This window comes from Actinomadura sp. J1-007, assembly GCF_009793335.1.
Taxonomy (GTDB): Bacteria; Actinomycetota; Actinomycetes; order Streptosporangiales; family Streptosporangiaceae; genus Spirillospora; species Spirillospora yumaensis.
The window spans coordinates 5,140,543-5,158,443 of sequence record NZ_WING01000001.1 but is presented as its reverse complement, the minus strand read 5'-3'; the positions used below and the strand labels follow the sequence as shown (position 1 = coordinate 5,158,443).

The 17,901-nt window shown below is 72.0% G+C and carries 15 protein-coding genes; 12 read left to right on the top strand and 3 right to left on the bottom strand.

Annotation, left to right across the window (positions count from 1 at the left end; translation table 11 throughout):
- Positions 1–93 precede the first annotated feature (93 nt).
- From GEV43_RS23470 to GEV43_RS23440, 8 genes are all read left to right on the top strand, one after another.
- A complete protein-coding gene (locus tag GEV43_RS23470) occupies positions 94–846 on the top strand; it encodes an SDR family NAD(P)-dependent oxidoreductase (RefSeq protein WP_160822534.1) in 753 nt (250 codons plus the stop codon).
- An 89-nt stretch (positions 847–935) separates the two neighbouring features.
- Positions 936–6,254, top strand: a complete 5,319-nt coding sequence (locus tag GEV43_RS23465; RefSeq protein ID WP_206681244.1) for a type I polyketide synthase — start codon at positions 936–938, stop codon at positions 6,252–6,254.
- An 11-nt stretch (positions 6,255–6,265) separates the two neighbouring features.
- Positions 6,266–7,912, top strand: a complete 1,647-nt coding sequence (locus GEV43_RS23460) for a (2,3-dihydroxybenzoyl)adenylate synthase (RefSeq protein WP_160822532.1) — start codon at positions 6,266–6,268, stop codon at positions 7,910–7,912.
- A gap of 227 nt (positions 7,913–8,139) precedes the next feature.
- Positions 8,140–8,343, top strand: coding sequence for a hypothetical protein (locus GEV43_RS23455; RefSeq protein WP_160822531.1), 204 nt, complete (start codon positions 8,140–8,142; stop codon positions 8,341–8,343).
- Positions 8,344–8,381: 38 nt separating this feature from the next.
- Entirely contained in the window at positions 8,382–8,705 is a 324-nt protein-coding gene (locus GEV43_RS23450) for a hypothetical protein (RefSeq protein ID WP_160822530.1), read from the top strand.
- Positions 8,706–8,707: 2 nt separating this feature from the next.
- Positions 8,708–8,833 carry a hypothetical protein gene (locus GEV43_RS53905; RefSeq protein ID WP_302930951.1) on the top strand — a complete coding sequence of 42 codons (126 nt, stop codon included), beginning with the start codon at positions 8,708–8,710 and terminating at the stop codon, positions 8,831–8,833.
- An 853-nt stretch (positions 8,834–9,686) separates the two neighbouring features.
- Complete coding sequence (locus GEV43_RS23445; protein ID WP_160822529.1) at positions 9,687–10,919, top strand: SPOR domain-containing protein; 1,233 nt, start codon at positions 9,687–9,689, stop codon at positions 10,917–10,919.
- A 12-nt stretch (positions 10,920–10,931) separates the two neighbouring features.
- A complete protein-coding gene (locus GEV43_RS23440; RefSeq protein WP_160822528.1) occupies positions 10,932–11,504 on the top strand; it encodes a hypothetical protein in 573 nt (190 codons plus the stop codon).
- An 845-nt stretch (positions 11,505–12,349) separates the two neighbouring features.
- Here GEV43_RS23440 and GEV43_RS53295 read toward each other — a convergent pair.
- Both GEV43_RS53295 and GEV43_RS53290 read right to left on the bottom strand, forming a co-directional pair.
- On the bottom strand, positions 12,350–13,024 hold the full coding sequence (locus GEV43_RS53295; protein ID WP_160822527.1) for an NAD(P)/FAD-dependent oxidoreductase: 675 nt from the start codon (positions 13,022–13,024) through the stop codon (positions 12,350–12,352).
- Positions 13,021–13,686 carry an NAD(P)/FAD-dependent oxidoreductase gene (locus GEV43_RS53290; RefSeq protein WP_254715871.1) on the bottom strand — a complete coding sequence of 222 codons (666 nt, stop codon included), beginning with the start codon at positions 13,684–13,686 and terminating at the stop codon, positions 13,021–13,023. The genes GEV43_RS53295 and GEV43_RS53290 overlap by 4 nt, the downstream gene beginning before the upstream one ends.
- A 188-nt stretch (positions 13,687–13,874) precedes the next feature.
- On the opposite strand from GEV43_RS53290, the gene GEV43_RS55055 reads away from it, so the two are divergent.
- The 4 genes from GEV43_RS55055 (at position 13,875) to GEV43_RS23415 (ending at position 16,734) form a co-directional block, all read left to right on the top strand.
- Entirely contained in the window at positions 13,875–14,402 is a 528-nt protein-coding gene (locus GEV43_RS55055) for a hypothetical protein (RefSeq protein ID WP_309239799.1), read from the top strand.
- A complete protein-coding gene (locus tag GEV43_RS55050; protein ID WP_309239798.1) occupies positions 14,285–14,836 on the top strand; it encodes a methyltransferase in 552 nt (183 codons plus the stop codon). Before GEV43_RS55055 ends, GEV43_RS55050 begins: the two co-directional genes overlap by 118 nt.
- Positions 14,837–14,939: 103 nt before the next feature.
- Entirely contained in the window at positions 14,940–15,533 is a 594-nt protein-coding gene (locus GEV43_RS23420) for a PadR family transcriptional regulator (protein ID WP_309239797.1), read from the top strand.
- Positions 15,534–15,588: 55 nt separating this feature from the next.
- Positions 15,589–16,734 (top strand): FAD-dependent monooxygenase, encoded by a 1,146-nt coding sequence (locus GEV43_RS23415; protein ID WP_160822524.1) that lies wholly within the window; start codon positions 15,589–15,591, stop codon positions 16,732–16,734.
- A gap of 67 nt (positions 16,735–16,801) precedes the next feature.
- Here the strand turns inward: GEV43_RS23415 and GEV43_RS23410 are convergent, their stop codons facing one another.
- A complete protein-coding gene (locus GEV43_RS23410; protein ID WP_160822523.1) occupies positions 16,802–17,830 on the bottom strand; it encodes a hypothetical protein in 1,029 nt (342 codons plus the stop codon).
- Positions 17,831–17,901 lie beyond the last annotated feature (71 nt).

Genomic DNA, 17,901 nt, shown 5'->3' with positions numbered 1-17,901 from the left:
GCGGCGTCCAAGCGGGTTTCGAGGGCGCTGGCGCAGATTGCCGCTGGGCTCCGGCGAACGCCGCCGGGCCCCGGCGAGCGAGGAGGGGTTGCGATGGATCTCGGCCTGGCGGGACGGCGGGTGCTCGTCACCGGCGCGACGCGCGGCATCGGCCGGGCGACGGCGCGGGCGTTCGCGGCGGAGGGCGCGAAGGTCGCCGTCACCTACCACACGTCCGACACGGCGGCGAAGCGCGTCGTGGAGGAGCTCGGCGGGGACGCGCGGGCGTGCGCGCTGCGCTACGACCTCGCCGACCCGGACTCGATCCGGCGGACGGTCCGCTCGGTCGAGGATCGCTGGGGCGGCGTCGACGTCGTCGTGGCGAACGCCCAGACCTGGACGTGGGTGAACCCCGAGGACGCGCCCCCGTTCCAAAACCAGGACATGGACCACTGGCTCGGGCTGTTCCGCGAGAACGTCGAGGGGCACCTGTGGACGGTGCGGGAGGCGCTCGGCGGGATGCGCGAGCGCGGCTGGGGGCGGATCGTCCTGCTGTCCTCGGTCACCGCCGCGTACGGCAACCCGAACTCGGAGTTCTACAGCGCGGCGAAGGCGGCGCTGCACGGCTTCGCGCGGTCGCTGATGTGGACGCGCGACGGCGTGCTCGCCAACGTCGTCGCCCCCGGCGGCACGCTCACCGAGAGCCTGGAGGCCGTGGACCCGGAGCTGCTGGCGAAGGCCGCGGAGGAGACGCCGAGCGGGCGGCTCAGCACCGCCGACGACGTCGCCCGGCTGGTCGTCTTCCTCGGGTCGGCCGCCAACGGCAACGTCAACGGCGAGGTCGTGCACACCGCCGGAGGCCGCTGACCCCGCCGCCTGGTCCCTCAAGCCAGTGTCGAGCCGTCCCTGCCGTGCCCCTGTGAGTGTTCGTGAACATGAGCGAAAGAGGAACGCCGATGAGCCCTCGCGACCGCGAGCCCATCGCCATCATCGGAATGGCCTGCCGGTTCGCCGGGGGCCTCGACTCGCCGGACGGCTTCTGGGACTTCCTGCGCGCGGGCGGCGACAGCATCGGGGAGCTCCCCGAGGGACGCTGGGACTGGTACGCCTCGCAGGGCCGCGAGCACGCCGCGGCGGTCAGGGACGTCACGAAGCGGGGCGCGTTCCTCGACGACGTGCGGGGCTTCGACGCCGACTTCTTCGGCATCACCCCGCGCGAGGCCGCGCTCATGGACCCGCAGCAGCGCATCGTCCTGGAGCTGTCCTGGGAGGCGCTGGAGCACGCCGGGATCCGCCCGCCGGACCTCGGCGGCACGGACGCGGGCGTGTTCGTCGGCGTCGGCTCAGACGACTACGGCCGCCGGCTGCTGGAGGACCTGCCGCGGATCGAGGCGTGGACGGGCGTCGGCGGCGCGTACTGCGCGGTCGCGAACCGCGTGTCGTACCTGCTGGACCTGCGCGGCCCGAGCATGGCCGTCGACACCGCGTGCTCGTCGTCGCTGGTCGCGATCCACCTCGCGGTGCGGGCGCTCCAGGCCGGGGAGTGCCCGGTGGCGCTCGCCGGGGGCGTGCTGGTGATGGCGGCGCCGGGGCTGTCGCTGGTGCTGGACGCGGCGGGCGCGACGTCCCCGGACGGGCGCAGCAAGTCGTTCGACGCGGACGCCGACGGCTACGGGCGCGGCGAGGGCGGCGGCGTGATCGTCCTCAAGCGGCTCGCGGACGCCCGCCGCGACGGCGACCGGGTCCTCGCGGTGCTGCGCGGCAGCGCGGTGCACCAGGACGGCAAGACCAACGGGATCATGGCGCCGAACGGCGACGCGCAGGCGCACCTGATGCGCCGCGCGTACGAGGCGGCCGGGGTGGACCCGGCGACCGTCGGGTACGTGGAGGCGCACGGCACCGGCACCCGCGTCGGCGACCCCCTTGAGGCGCAGGCGATGAGCGAGGTGTTCGGCCGCGGCCGGGACCCGGAGCGCCCGCTGCTGATCGGCTCGGTCAAGCCGAACGTCGGGCACCTCGAAGCGGGCGCGGGGATGGCCGGGGTCATCAAGACGGTGCTCGCGCTCGGCCACCGCGAGATCCCACCCAACCTCAACTTCACCACGCCGAACCCCGCGATCCCGTGGGACACCGCCGGGCTGCGGGTCGTCACCAAGCCGACCCCCTGGCCCGGCCCGGACGGCGGCGGGCCGCGCCGCGCGGGCGTCTCCGGGTACGGCTACGGCGGGACGATCGCGCACGTCATCCTCGAAGAGGCCGAGCGGGTGAACGAGCCGCGGGCCGGGGCGGCGGCGGCCGACGAGCCGGAGGCCGGGGACGCGGCGGCCGGGGACGCGGCGGGCGGCTCGGGCGGCGAGCCGGGCCTCGCCGTGTACCCGCTGGCGGGCGCGAGCGCGGCGGCCGTCCAGGAGTACGCCGGACGGCTCGCGGACCGCCTCGAACGCGACCCGGCGCTGCGGCTCGCCGACGTCGGCCACACCCTCGCGCACCGCCGCGCCCACCTCCCCGAACGCGCCGCCGTGGTCGCGGACGGCCGGGACGAGCTGGTCGCGAAGCTGCGGGAGGTCGCGGACGAGGCCCCGAGGGCGGCGGCCGGCGCGGTGCTGCCCGGCGCGGGCGAGGGCCTGGTGTGGGTGTTCTCCGGGCACGGCTCGCAGTGGACCGGGATGGCGCGCGGGCTGCTCGCCGGGAGCGCGCCGTTCGCCGAGGTGATCGACGCGATCGAGCCGGTGTTCGTCGAGGAGATGGGGGTGTCGCCGCGCGCGACGATCCTGAGCGACGAGCCGCAGCCGGTGGACGTGATCCAGCCGATGATCTTCGCGGTGCAGGTCGGGCTGGCGGCGGTGTGGCGGGCGTCGGGCGTCCGCCCGGCCGCGGTGCTCGGCCACTCGGTCGGGGAGATCGCCGCCGCCGTCACCGCGGGCGTGCTCACCCTGGAGCGGGGCGCCCGGCTCGTCTGCCGCCGCTCGGTGCTGCTGCGCGAGGTCGCGGGCCAGGGCGCGATGGCCATGGTCAACCTCCCGGCGGACGAGGCCGAGCGCAGGCTCGCGCCCTGGCCCGGCGCCGCCGCCGCGGTCGCCTCGTCCACCGGCTCGACCGTGATCTCCGGGGACCCCGCGACGATCGAGGAGATCCGCGAGCGGTGGCGCGCCGACGGCCTGTCCGCCCGCAAGGTCGATTCGGACGTGGCGTTCCACGGCCCGCAGATGGAGCCGCTGCTGGACCGGCTCGCCGCGGCGGCGGGCGACCTCCCGCCCTCGGCGCCCGAGGTGCCCGTCTACGGCACGGCGCTCGCGGACCCGCGTTCGGACGCCCCGCGCGACGGCGCGTACTGGGCGGCGAACCTGCGCAACCAGGTGCGGTTCGCGGGCGCGGTGCGGGCGGCGGCGGAGGACGGGTACCGGCTGTTCGTCGAGGTCTCCCCGCACCCGGTGGTGGAGCACTCGATCAACGAGACGCTGGACGACCTCGGCGTCGGCGACGCGTTCGCCACGCACTCCCTGCGCCGCAAGCGCCGCGAGCGCGAGGAGCTGCTGAGCGGCCTCGGCCTGCTGTGGTGCCACGGCGCCGAGGTCGACTGGACGGCGCTGTGGCGCAACGGCGCGCTCGCGGACCTGCCCGCGACCGCGTGGCAGCGCGAACGGCACTGGGCCGAGGAGCCCGCCGCCCGCGCCGGCCACGTCGAGCAGCACGACGTGGACAGCCACACCCTGCTCGGCGGCCGGACCAGCGTGAACGGCACGACGCCCGCGCAGGTCTGGCGCACCCACCTGGACCGCGACTCGCGCCCGTACCCCGGCGACCACCCCGTCCGCGAGGTGGAGATCATCCCGGCGGCGGTGCTGCTGGACAGCTTCCTCACCGCCGCGACGTCCACCGGCCCGTGGCCCGACCTCACCGACGTGGCGCTGCGCGTCCCGGTCAGCGTCGCGAGCCCGCGCGACCTCCAGATCGTCCTCCAGGACGGCACGGTACGGCTGTCGTCCCGCATCGTCGACGCGGGCGGCGGCGGCACGGGCCCCGGGGACGGCGAGGGGTGGGTCACGCACACGACCGCCGCGATCGAGCCGCGCACCGACCCGCGCGCCGCGCCGCGCGTCAGCATGGGCCCGAACAACGTCGAACTGCTGCCCGGCTACGTGATCGACCGGCTCGCGTCGCTCGGCGTGGCCGCGATGGGCTTCCCGTGGGAGGTCGAGCGGATCCGGGTCGGCGAGGGCTCCTTCGCCGCGACGATCCGCGCCGACCGCGAGTCCGACGACCCGCCCGCCACCTGGGCGCCGGTGCTGGACGCCGCGCTGTCGGCCGCGTCCGTCGCGTTCACCGGCCCGCCGATCCTGCGGATGCCCGCGCACATCCACCGCGTCACGCTCGCCGAGGCGCCGCCCGCCCGCGCGCACGTCACCGTCCGCGTGGTGGACGACGACACCGTGGACGTCGAGATCACCGACCTGGACGGCACGGTCGTCGGCCGGCTGTCGCGGCTGCGGTACGGCGCGCTGGACAGCGACGCGGGCGCGGTCACCAACCCGCGCCGCCTCGTCCACGCGATGGCCTGGACGCCGCTGGAGCGCGAGCCGTCGAATGCGTCGAGCACGGACGGCACGGGGCCGAGCATGACGCTCGTCGGCCCGGACTCGGCGCTGCTCGGGCGGCTGACCGAGCGGCTCGGCGAGGCGGGCGTCCCGCACCGCGCGGTCGCGGTGCCCGCCGACCTGGACGACGACGAGCTGGAGAGCGGGCGGATCGTCCTGGTCGTGCCCGCGCCCGCCCCCGCGGGCGGCTCGGTGGAGGGCGTCGGCGAGGCCGCGGCGGACGGCGCGTGGCTGCTCGCGAGCACCGCGCAGCGGCTCGCCGGGGCCGGGCTCGCCTCGCCCGCCAGGCTCTGGTGCGTCACGCAGGACGTCCGGGAGAGCGCGGGCGAGCGGACGCTCGGGCACGGCCCGCTGTGGGGCCTCGGCCGGATCATCGGCGGGGAGCACCCGGAGTTCTGGGGCGGCGTGGTCGACATCGGCCGTTCGCCCCGCGACGTCCCCGGCCTGCTGGACGTCGTGCGCGGCGTCCGCGGCGAGGACGTCGTCGTGGTGCGCGACGGCGCGCCGTCCGTCCCGCGGCTGCGCCGCCTGGACGGCGACCCCGTCCGCCAGCCCGTGCTGTGCGAGCCCGACGGGACGTACCTGGTCACCGGTGGTCTCGGCGTGCTGGGCCTGGAGGTCGCCAAGTGGCTCGCCGGGCGCGGCGCGCGGCGGCTCGTCCTCGCCGGCCGGAGCGCGCCGCCGCCCCGAGACCTGTGGGACGGCCTCACCGACCCGAGGCGGCTCGCGCAGGTCGACGCGATCCGTTCGCTCGAACGGCTCGGCGTCACCGTCGTCACCGTCGCGCTGGACGTCGCCGACGGGGAGGCCGCCGCGAAGGCCCTCAGCCCGTCCGCGCTCGGGCTGCCGCCGATCCGCGGCGTCGTGCACGCGGCGGGCGTCCTCGCCGACCAGCCGCTGCGCGCGCTGGACGAGGAGACGCTGCGCGGCGTCCTGCGGCCCAAAGTGGACGGCGCGATGGTGCTGCACTCGCTGTTCCCGCCGGGCAGCGTGGACTTCTTCGTGCTGTTCTCCTCCAGCGGGCAGCTCCTCGGGCTGCCGGGGCAGGCCGCGTACGCGTCGGGCAACGCTTTCCTCGACGCGCTCGCCGCGCACCGCCGCGCCGCCGGGGACACCGCCGCGTCCAGCCTCGCCTGGACGTCGTGGCGCGGGCTCGGCATGTCCACCTCGTCCGCCGCGATCGACGCCGAGCTGAACGCGCGCGGGACGGGCGACATCACGCTCACCGAGGCGTTCGACTCGTGGGAGCTGGCCGAGCGGTACGGGCTCGGCTACGCCGCCGTGCTGCGCACCATCCCGCTGGAGGCGGGCGAGCGCCGGGCGCCGCTGCTGAGCGAGCTGCCCGCCGACACCCCCGCCGAAAGTACGGGCGGCACCGAGCCCGCGCCGACGCCGTGGGTCGGGCTGGACCTGCCGGAGCTGCGCGTCTACCTCACCCAGGAGATCCAGCGGCAGGTCGCGACCGAGACCAAGCTCGCCGCCGCCGAGGTCGATCCGCGCCGCCCCCTGGTGGAGATGGGCGTGGACTCCGTGATGACCGTACGGATCCGGCGCGGCCTGGAGCGCCGGTTCCGGCTGCCGCTCTCGGCGACCTTGTTCTGGGACCGGCCCACGATCGACGCGGTCGCGGCGCTGCTCGCCGAACGCATCGACGGCGGCGAGTCCGCCCTCGCCGGCTGAAGGGAGCCGACATGAACCCCGACGACGTGACCCCCTGGCCCGCCGACCTCGCGCACGCGTACCGGGCGGCGGGCCTGTGGCGGGGCCGCCCGCTCGGCTCGTACCCGTGGGAGTGGGCCGACCAGTGGGGCGACCGCACCGCCGTGGTGGACGGCGAGCGCCGCCTCGGCTACCGCGACCTCGCCGAACGGTCCGACGCGCTCGCCGAGGGCCTCGCCGCGAGCGGCCTCGGACGCGGCGACTCCGTCCTCGTCCAGCTCCCGAACGGCTGGGAGTTCGTCGTGGTCGCGTTCGCGTGCCTGCGGCTCGGCGTCGTCCCGGTGATGATGCTGCCGCCGCACCGCGAGTACGAGCTGACCTCGATCGGCGCGCACGTCGGCGTGAAGGGCATCGTCGTCCCCGACACCTGGCGCGGCTACGACCACCAGGCCCTCGCGCACCGGGTCGCGTCGGCGCTGCCCGAGCCCGCGCGCGTCCTGGTGGTCGGCGACGACGTGCGGCCCGGGAGCGTGGACGTCCGGACGCTGATCGAACGCGGCGGCGACCCGTCCGCCCGCCGCGAGGCGCTCGACGCCCGCGCCCCGTCCGGCTCGGACGTCGCGCTGATGCTGCTGTCCGGCGGCACCACGGGCGTCCCGAAGGTGATCAGCCGTACCCACGACGACTACGAGTACAACGCCCGCCGCAGCGCCCTCGCCTGCGGCTTCGACGCCGGCACCGTCTACCTGGCCGTCCTGCCGGCCGGGCACAACTTCCCGCTCGCGAGCCCCGGCATCCTCGGCGCGCTGTTCTCCGGCGGACGCGCCGTCCTGCTGCCGTCCCCGCGCCCGGACGCGGTGTTCGCGGCGATCGAGGCCGAAGGCGTCACCTCCACCTCCGCCGTCCCCGCCGTCGCGCTGCGCTGGGCGTCCGCCGCCGCGACCACGTCCGCCGACCTCTCCACCCTGCGCACGATCCACGTCGGCGGCTCCGTCCTCTCCCCCGAGGTCGCCGCGCGCATCGGCCCGGCCCTCGGCTGCCGCCTCCAGCAGGTGTACGGCATGGCCGAGGGCCTGATCTGCTACACCCCGCCCGACGCGCCCCCCGAGATCGCGAACGGCACCCAAGGCGCCCCCATCAGCCCGTACGACGAACTCCTCGTCATCGACCCCGACGGAAACCCGGTGCTCCCGGGCGAGATCGGCGAACTCCTCACCCGCGGCCCGTACACCCCGCGCGGCTACTACGGCGTCCCCGACCAGAACGCCGTGTCGTTCACCCCCGACGGCTGGTACCGCACCGGCGACCTGGTGCGCATCACCCCGGAGGGCAACGTCGTCGTCTGCGGCCGCGTCAAGGACCTGATCAACCGCGGCGGCGAGAAGATCTCGTCCGGCGAGATCGAGACGCTCGTCCAGGAAATGCCCCAGGTCTCAGAGGTAGCGGCCGTAGCGATGCCCGACCCCGAGGTAGGCGAACGCGTCTGCCTTTTCGCCAGCCTCCACCCGGGCCGCACCCTGACCCTGGAAGAGGTGGCCGAGTCCCTAACCGCCCGAGGCGTAGCCGCCTTCAAAATCCCCGAACGCCTCGAACTCCTCCCCACCCTCCCCCACACCTCAATAGGCAAGCCCGACAAAAAAGCCCTCCGCACCCACCTCCTAACCCCCAACCCCACTTAATCCGGCCCGCCCCCGAGAGTGCCAGCACCACCGCCCCCCACCAGAGCCGGTCGGGCGGCTTCTGAGGCTCCTCAGCGCGGGGCGAAGGCCGATTCCGGTCACACCACGCACCATTGTGGAGCGGTGCAGAGCCCGCCACCGGGACCGAACGGAAGATCGCCGGCCACGCTTCGATCCCGTGTTGGCTAGGCTCTGGGGGCTGGCGGGCAGAAGGGTCGGGTTCCGGTATGCCGCTGTATCTGATGTTCGTCGTCGCGGTGTTCGCACTGGGGTCAGCGAGTCTCTACTACTACCGGACCCGTTCAGGCCGGTCAGATCGTGGCGAGGTATTCGACGGATTCAGCACGCGGGGACGCACCCCGGCGCGCAAGAATCCCGATAACCCTGACGACCCCGACCCCTACGGCGACATCGAGTCCTTCAGGCACTGATGAGGTCCGGTGACCGCGCCGTCTGGATGAGCTGATCGATGTACAAGGACCGGGAACCGGCGATGTGGCGGCTGGGCCTGGTCGTCGGCTTGTGCATCGTGCTGATCGGGGCCGTGCTGATGGTTCTGGCGATCTGGTACCTGAACGCCTACACCGGTGAGGAGCCCAAGAGCCGGGAGTACGTGAACCGCCTGACCAATGTGGTTTTCTCGTTCTGCCTGGCCTGGACGGGCGCCTGCTGGGCGCTGTGGGCGGCGATGGTCCTGAAGATCTCCGAAGGCCATCCGAGCTGGGACGGCGTGATGGCCGGATGGCCCTTCGAACTCTGGGATTCGTCGGCGGGCTGGGAGGAGCCCTGCTGACGGTGGCGTCACCGTGGCTGCTCGCAGTGGTGCCGCTCCTGCTCCCGATCATGGCGCTGAACGAGATGGCGGTCATCCGGTCTCGGCGTGCGGAGATCGCCCGCGGCGACTTCAGCCGATGGCACTGACCCGAGAAGGCCATCCCCCAGGACGCCACGCAGGTACGCAGACTGCTCGTTCCAAGGCACATCTGAGTCGTCGACGAACGCGACGAGGCCGCCGCGTCCTCGTAGGGGTCAAGATCCTACGGGTGCGCCGTTGAGCTCTGTCGGTCGCTACGACGGTCAAATGCTCAGGCGCTTCGGACACTCCGAACGCCCGGTGACCGACGTTGCGGCAGACCGCGTCCGTGATCTTCAGCGGCTGCTCCGCCGACCTCCCGGCTCTCAGGGCTGGTCGTACGCGGTGTTTCTCGCGCCCAGCTCACCCTGACCGCCTGTGCGGTCCACCGGCCGGACGGAGCTCAGCGTCCGCGTTGCGGACGAAGTTGACCAGGTGTGGCCACGATTGTAGATCGATTGACCCATTGTCATGAAGTGCGTTAGTTCTGGCCGTTACGACTCGATTATTCTGCCATGATGGGGGCCGCTTGCATGTGTTCAGAACTGGGTCGGAGGGCGTTCGAGTGACTCCGGACGGGATGTCGATAGTGGCATTGACCGGTGTGCTCGGGTAGCGGAGGTGGCACGTGCGGAGCGGGCCGCAGCGGTGCTCGCCGAGGTCGCGCGCCTGGGGGAGCAGCATGGGCCGGCGCTGCGGCGCGCCTTCGCGCTGCTGAGCGAGGGGGCGTTGGTCGGTCCCGCTGGGAATCAGTTGTTCTCGGCCCTCGCGAATCGACATCGATCGGTGCGGAACGGGTTTCTAGACGCCTTCGAGCAGGTTCGTGTTTTAGCCGCGGAGGCGAAGGAGCCTCCGCGGCATGTCGCCGCCCCACGTATCTCGGGATCTCCGTCAGCGGCTCCTCGTGGATCTGGAGATGTGTTGAGCGGGCGTCCCGACCAAATCAACCTGCTCGCCGAGGAAATGACGAGGGCAGGGCGAGCTTGGCAGGACTCGGGTGAAGAGCTGGAGCGCATTCTGCGCGGCCTGGGGCTGAGCACAGGGGCGGCTCGTTCCATCGGCCGCGCCGGGAGGTGGGTCGCCGACCAGAAGCGTGACCTCGAACGCCGCCGCGACGAGCTCCTCAAGACCGATCAGCAGCAGGTCGTCCAAGCCGCGGCCAACGCCGCGCAGCTTGCCTTGGCTCAGCGCGGGAAGACCGGGAACCCACTTGAGAAGGCATGGAATGACTACGCTCACCACTACCTGCCCGGTCTATGGGAAGGCTCCAAGGATCTCGGGCTGAGCGCGCTTGCGTCCAACCCCTTGAGCGCACCGGTCTACTACGCTTTCGACGCTGACGGCTGGGCCGAACGAGGACCCATCGGACAGGTCAAGGGCCTGATCGACGGCGCGCAACATCCGGTGCAGTTCGCCAAGGCCGTCGCCAACTGGGAGGAGTGGAAGAACGACCCGATTCGGGCCTTCGGTCACGTCGTCCCAGGACTCGTACTGACGATCGCGACCGGCGGTGGCGGTATCAAGGCCGTTGGCCGCATCCGAGCCAAACTCAAGACCAGCAAGCCGTCGCCGGACGCTGAGAGAGGTCACGCTGCCGAGGCGAAGCCCAGCACTCCCCCTGAACAGCCGAAACCCGCGGACAAGACGCCTCCCAAACCGGCGTCCGGAGACGTCAAAGTCGGCGGAAAGCCTTCCGGTGACAAGAAGGTAGCCGGTGGCGGAGGCACGACTCCTTCCGGAGACGTCAAGCCCCGCGTGCCGGAGTACACCGCACAACAGCTGAAGGAACTGTCCGATGCCGCAGGTGGCCTGCGAGGTGTTTACGAACAGCATGGCCCGGAGCTCGCGGGGAAGGTCATCGGTCAGGAGACCTTGAGCCTGAGTTCGGGCAAACGGTTGCACATCATGCGCAGAGTCGAAGAGTTGGGGTTGCCGCAGCAAGGCGCCGCCGACGTGGCGATGGCCGCCGCACAGCGCGCGTGGGGCAGTGCCGGTCAGATCCGTCTGCCCGACGGCCGGATCGCGGTGGTGCCGGGGCACCCTACCGTTCCGGACACGTTCGTCGTCGGCAAGGACGGCGAGATCACCCTGCGGCGATCACGACGCATCTTTGAAAAGGGTTCCGCCAAAGCCAGAGTCGAGTTTCTCGATTGATTGGATCAATTAATGCCTGATGACGAGCCACTGACCGCGCTCGACTATGAACTCTATATTCTCCACGCGATGATCGTGGCTCCGGACGAGGCGGTCGAGCAGGTGCTCGAACGTCTCGGGCTGGACCGGGCGAGGATGCAGTGGTCGACCGAGCGCGTCAAGGACAAGGATTTCCTCATGCGACCGGCTTTCGAGGAGGTCTGCGAACTCCTGGCACCGGTTCTGCACGAGGAGCAGCGTGTCGTCGCGGGGGAAGAGCGTACAGTCCGCATCTTCCCATTGCGTCTTTGGGATGATTTTCACTTCGCAGTGTTCGGTTCTCCCGACGGGGGAATTTGGGACGAACAGTTCGTCCGCCCGGAGGGCGCGCTACCGCCTTCCATCGAGGATCCGTCGCAACTGGCCGTCTGGAGCGTGACCAGAGACGAGGTCGAGGCGCGATTCGGCCCGCTCCAGGCCAGTGACGTATGGCCTCCGTACGGTGCTTACACGCTGGCCCACGAACTCGGCGACGGCTCGACGACCGTCTATGACGTGGTCTTCTCCTGGTCGCTACTCCAGGCCGTTCATCCCTCTGAGTCGTGAACGACAACGATCGTCCGGGCGAGCGCACAGGACCCGACGCCGCCCATCCATCCACCGTCTGGGTGCCGATCCAACAGACCGGCGTGCCGCCGGTGTTGCTCGACGATGGCCGGCACTTCCTCATTGCGTTCACGGGTCCAGAACGGCCTTCCGCAGAGCCACCACCCGGCTGTACGTACTTGCAGCCCATTCCAACGGACCAACTCGCGTTGCTCCTGCCTCCGAGCGTGGAGCTCTTTCTCCTTCCGGCTGGTGTACGGCTCTCACTGCGCGACCTCGCACGTAACGCGTCGCGTCTCCTGGAGACCGCTCGACGCGCACGCTTCCTGCCTCCGGAGAAGGACGAGCCCTTTTCAAGGGGCCTTCCTCATGACGAGCCCGTTCGCCGGTGTCCGGCCCAGGAGAAAGGAGCCGTGGGCGCGGGTGGTGTGGGGGCGGCGTCGGGTCGGAGTGTTACTTGTTGTGGCGTCGCTTGGCGGTGTGCTTGAAATAGGCCGTGCCCGCCGAGAATATTATCGCGACCGCTGCGATCAGAATGAGGAGCTGAACGAGCGACGGGAGGGCTGACGGCATTGGCTGGCGTCCTTTCGCGGCGGAACGGTCGAGACCGGTTGGTCAGGACCGTCCCGGAGGGGGACCCTCCCGCTGGGTCAGGCGTCGATGGTAAGCCAGTATGGACTGGCGACGTACTGCGGCCCTAAGGTGACCCGGCTGTCTGTGTCCGCGGTGCGGGGCGGTCGGCGACGAGCAGTTCGCGGGCTTGTCGCGGCCGGATTCGCTGGGAATGCCCGCGTTCGTTGGTTGTGGTGGCAGGAGGGCCGGGGGACGGCCCTCCTGCTCGGGGGTTAGGCGGCGGCGGGTTCCTTGGGGTAGCAGGGGCAGTCCCAGACTCGGGTGAACGGGGCGAAGGTGTCGAAGCGCTTCTCGCTGATGAGGGCCTGGTTGAGGAGGTTCTCCTCGCTCCAGAAGTCGCCGCTGAACTGGCGGACGACCCACTGGTTGTCGTACCAGGAGCCGCCGCCGAGCTTGTCCTCGACGGAGACGAGGTAGTGCTTGATGTTGAACTTGCCCTCGTAGTAGGCGTAGATCACGCGGGCGTACAGGTCGTAGCCGGTCTTGTAGAAGCCGGAGTAGCGCTCCTGGAGCTCCTGGGTGCGGGACGGGTCGGCGAGGAGGGTGTCGATGATCTCGGCGGCGCGGTAGCCGGTGGACATCGCCAGGAACGTTCCGCCGGAGAAGATCGGGTCGAAGAAGCAGGCGGCGTCGCCGACCATGAACCAGCCGCGGCCCGCGATGGTGTCGGAGTAGTAGCAGTAGTCGGCCTCGATGTGCACGTCGCCCTTGGGCTCGGCGCCGGCGATGCGGCTGGAGATGCGGTCGAGGCGGGCGATGTGCTCGTTCAGCAGCGCCTCGGGCTCTCCGGAGCGGAAGACCTCGCGGCGCATGACGGAGCCGACGCTCATCGTGTCGGGCCAGATCGGGATCGCCCACAGCCACCCGTCGTCGTGGCTGCCGATCATGATGTCGCCCTCCTCCCCGGGTTCTTGCGCTCGTCGATCCCGGTGAAGTGCCGGAAGACCGCGACCATGCGCATCCGGTCGAGGTGGCGGCGCAGCTTGAACCGCTTGGTGATCAGGCTCGACCGGCCGCCGGCGTCCACCACCCAGCGGGCGCGGACCTCGCGGGTCCTGCCCTCGTGCTGGTAGACGACGCCGACGACGCGGTCGCCGTCCTCGACGATCAGCCGCTCGACGTTGGCGTTCTGGAGCATCCGCGCCCCGGACTCGACGGCGAACTCGGCGAGGACCTTGTCGAAGTGGGCGCGCTCCACCTGGAAGGTCGAGTGCTCCCGGCCCTCGCCCTGGGCGGCGAACGGCACGCGCCCGTACTTGCCGGACCCGACGCGGCAGAACTCGGCGCCGTGCTTCGGCACGTGGCCCTGCTCGGTGATCCGGTCCCACACGCCGAGCCGCTTCGCGATGACGTTCATGTGCGGCAGCATCGACTCGCCGATGTGGAAGCGGGGCAGCGAGCGCCGTTCGAGGACGAGCACGTCGTGGCCGAGCTGGGCCAGCTTGGCGGCGGTGGTGCTGCCGCCGGGGCCGGCGCCGATCACCAGGACGTCGACGCGTTCGGGTGGGTGCCGTCGGCTTGGGTCTGGTCGGTCATCCTCGGTTCCCAACTGTGAGGCGCTTTCGCGGATGTCCCCCGCAAGCTACGGAGAGTGGCTCGACACCTTCTGGAGCGACGGCCGAAGCGGCGGGCGCCCCCTCGACGGGCTTGCGAGCGCGGGCGACTACATCTGGGCTCTCGACGTTCGGACGAGGACAGGAGCAGCCGATGACAGGGCACGACACCGGGTTGTGGGGCATGGCGGACGTCATGACGCCGATGGCGATCCGGGTGGCGGCGACGCTCGGCGTCGCCGACCGCATCGCGGCCGGGACGCGCACGGCGCCGGAGCTGGCCAAGGAGACCGGCGCGCACGCCGAGGCGCTCGACCGGGTCATGCGGCACCTCGCCGCGGTCGGCGTGCTGGTCCGGGACGCGTCCGGGCGGTACGAGGTGTCGGAGAAGGGCGGGCCGCTGCGCTCCGACCACCCGGGGAGCATCCGGCCGTTCCTCGACATCGACGGCGCGATGGGCCGCGGGGACGTCGCGTTCGCGAACCTGCTGCACAGCGTCCGGACGGGCGAGGCCGCGTTCACCGCGCAGTTCGGGGTGTCGTTCTGGGACGACCTGGCGGCCGACCCGAGCGCAGGGCGTCGTTCAACACGCAGATGGGGTACGACGCGATGGGCCGCGCGCACGCCGTGTCGCAGGCGTTCGACTGGGGCTCGCTCGGACGGCTCGTGGACGTCGGCGGCGGGAACGGCACGGTCCTGGCGGCGCTGCTGAAGGCGCACGAGGGGCTGAAGGGAACGGTCCTGGACCTGCCCGACACGGTCGCGGAGGCGCGGGAGACGATCGCGGCGCAGGGGCTCGCGGACCGGTGCGACGTCGTGGCGGGCAGCTTCTTCGACCCGCTGCCCGAAGGCGCTGACGGCTACCTGCTGTCGGCCGTCCTGCACGACTGGGACGACGAGGCGTCGCGCTCGATCCTGCGGCGGTGCGCCGAGGCCGCGGGCGGCGGCCGGGTGTTCGTGGCGGAGCGGATCGGCCCGGACGGCGAGCTGCACACCGAGACCGACCTGCGGATGCTCGCCTACCTCGGCGGCGGCCGGGAGCGCGGCGTCGCCGAGCTGGCCGGGCTCGCGGCGGACGCCGGGCTCCGCGTCGCCGCGGTGCACCCCGCGCCCCCGCTGTCGGTGGTGGAGCTGGCCGCCGCCTGACCCCGGCCCCCGGGATCGCCTCATCGCGAGCGAATAGTTGACATCGACTAACAAGCACTGGATAGTTGGTATCGGCTAAACCGATGAGGACAAGGACGTCGTGGTGGCGCAACGCAAGGTGGGCAACCCGCTGGCCCTGGCGGTCCTCGCCGAACTGCTCGTCGAGGCCATGCACCCGTACGAGATCGGGCGGCGGCTGAAGGAGCACGGCAACGACCGCACGCTCAAGTACAACCGCGGTTCGCTCTACATGGTGGTCGAGCAGCTCAAGAAGGCCGGCTTCATCGCCGAGCGGGAGACCGTGCGCGACACGCAGCGGCCGGAGCGCACGGTCTACGCGCTCACCGACGCGGGCAGGGACGAGCTCTACGACTGGCTGCGCGAGCTGGTGGCGCAGCCGCGCAACGAGTACCCGCAGTTCGGCGTGGCGCTCTCCCTGCTCAGCGTGCTCGCCCCGCACGACGCCACGGCCCTGCTGCGGCAGCGCCTCGACCGGCTGAACGCCCAGATCGAGGAGATCCGCGAGACCGTGCGGACCGCCTCGGACAACGGCGTCATCTGGGTCTTCCTGGTCGAGGACGAGTACGAGCTCGCCGTCCTGGAGGCGGAGTGCCGCTTCGTCACCCGGCTCATCGAGTCGCTCCAGCGGCCCGACTACATCCGAGCATGGCAAGAGATCTTGGGGAGTCAGACATGACGGCAACCAGGACGGCTTTGGTCATCGGCGGGGGATCGCCGGCCCCGTCGCCGCGATGGCCCTGCGGAGGGCCGGGATCGAGCCGGTCGTCTACGAGGCGTATCCCGGCACCGCGGACGGCACCGGCGTGTTCCTCACGCTCGCGTCCAACGGGATCGACGCGCTGCGCACGATCGGCGCCGACAAGGCGGCGCTGGAGAAGGGCTTCCCGACGCCCGCGATCCTGCTGCGCAGCACCACCGGCAAGGACCTCGGGCGCAACCGCACCGGCAAGGAGCTGGCGGACGGCACGACCAGCCAGACCGTCCGGCGGTCCGACCTGTACCGGGCGCTGCACGACGAGGCGGCCTCGCGCGGCGTCCGCATCGAGCACGGCAAGCGGCTGGTCGGCGCCCGCGAGACCGTCGACGGCGTCGTCGCGACGTTCGAGGACGGCACCGAGGCGACCGGCGACATCCTGGTCGGCGCGGACGGCGTGCACTCCACCGTCCGCACGGTCATCGACCCGGCCGCGCCCGCCCCGCACTACTCCGGGCTGGTCAACCTCGGCGGCTACGCCTCGGGCGTCGAGGTGGACGGCGAGCCGGGCAGCTACACCATGATCTTCGGGAAGCGGGCGTTCTTCGGCTACGTCGTCCCGCCGGACGGGACGGTGTGGTGGTTCGCCAACCTGCCGCGCCCGGACGAGCCCGTCCGCGGCGAGGTCGAGATGGTCTCCGGCGAGGACTGGCAGCGCCGACTCGCCGACCTGTACGCGCCGGACGCCGGGCCCGGCGTCGCGTGCGTGCGGGCGAGCGACCCGGCCGACATGAAGGCGACGCCCGTCCACTCCGTCCCGCGCCTGCCGGTCTGGCACACCGACCGCATGGTGGTCATCGGGGACGCGGCGCACGCCCCGACGCCGACGTCCGGGCAGGGCGCGTCGCTGTCCATCGAGGACGCCGTGGTGCTCGCCAAGTGCCTGCGCGACCTGCCGACCCCGGCGCGGGCGTTCGCCCGGTTCGAGGAGCTGCGCCGGCCGCGGGTCGAGGCGATCATCAAGGCGGCGGCGCGGATCAACAGCAACAAGGCGCCGGGCCCGGTCGGCCGGATGGTCCGCGACGCGGTGCTGCCGCTCATCCTGAAGCTGACGTCCAACAGCAAGGCCGTCATGGGCGTGTACGACTACCACGTCGACTGGGACGAGCCCGTCAAGGCGTGACGGAACGGCCCGACGCCCGCGTGCGGCACGGCACGCGGGCGTCGGCGGCGGGCTTCCCTAGGAAGGCTCAGCCCTTTTCGAGGAAGGCGTGCACCTTCTGCGCGGCCTGCCGGTTGCCCTCGTCGGTGAGGACGCCGTTGGACACGAACGAGGGCCCGACGAACTCGTGCGCCCCGATCCGGAGGAACTCGGCCCCGAGCCCCGGGCAGCCCTTCTCGATGATGTCGCCGAACGTCTCGAAGTGCTGCTCGACGACCTCGTTCGGGACCCCGAGCAGCGACTCCTGGAAGTCGTACCGCTCCTGCTCCTCGGGGGTCAGCTCCCGCGTGCGGGGCGTCGCGAGCGGCTGGAGGCAGAACACGACCCGCGTGCCCTCCGGGGCCGTCCGGGCGACGAACGCGAGGTCGCGGAGCTGGATCCGCGCCGCCTCCTCGACCCGGTGCCGGAACTGCGAGGCGTCCGGCTCCGGCGGCACCGGCGCCTCGCGCCGGTTGGCCTCGACCTCGGCGAGGTCGGCGTCGCCGGTCGAGAGCGCGGCGAGGTCGAACAGCGGGACCTGGGTGAGCTTGGCGAACGTCCCCTCGTAGAAGATCGGGCCGAACGCGTTCCAGGTGCGGGCCCGCAGCAGCCCGATGTAGTTGCCGAGCCCGCTGAACACGACCACGGTCTTCGCGGCGTGCAGGTACGGGATCGCGGCGATGAGCTCCTGCGTCGAGTTGGCCGCGAGGACCGCGAGGTTCAGCCACCGCTCCCCCGTGAGCGCCGCGAGGTGCGACGCGAGGGTGGTGGAGTCGGACGTCGCGCCGAGGCCGAACGCGACGGAGCTGCCGAGCAGCAGCCCGCCGCCGCCGTCCGCGACCCAGGAGACGCTGTCCACCGGGCCGTGCGGCGAGGCGGAGAGCCGGAACCCCTCCTCGTCGGTGTTGAGCGTCTCGGACCGGTGGCCCGGCGCGAGCGCGAACCCGAGGTGCGCGTGCGGGAACAGGTCGATGCCGAGCTGCTCGAAGAACACCCCTCCGCGGTGCTGCGTGTTGAAGTCCTCGTGGTCGGTGTTATCGGTTTTACCGGTGGTGTCGGCCTTGGCCGGAGAACCCATGGTGCTGCCGCTCCCTTCCCTGCGGTCGAACGGATCGCCCTGCGTGTCGGACGGGGTGCCCCTGCGGTCGG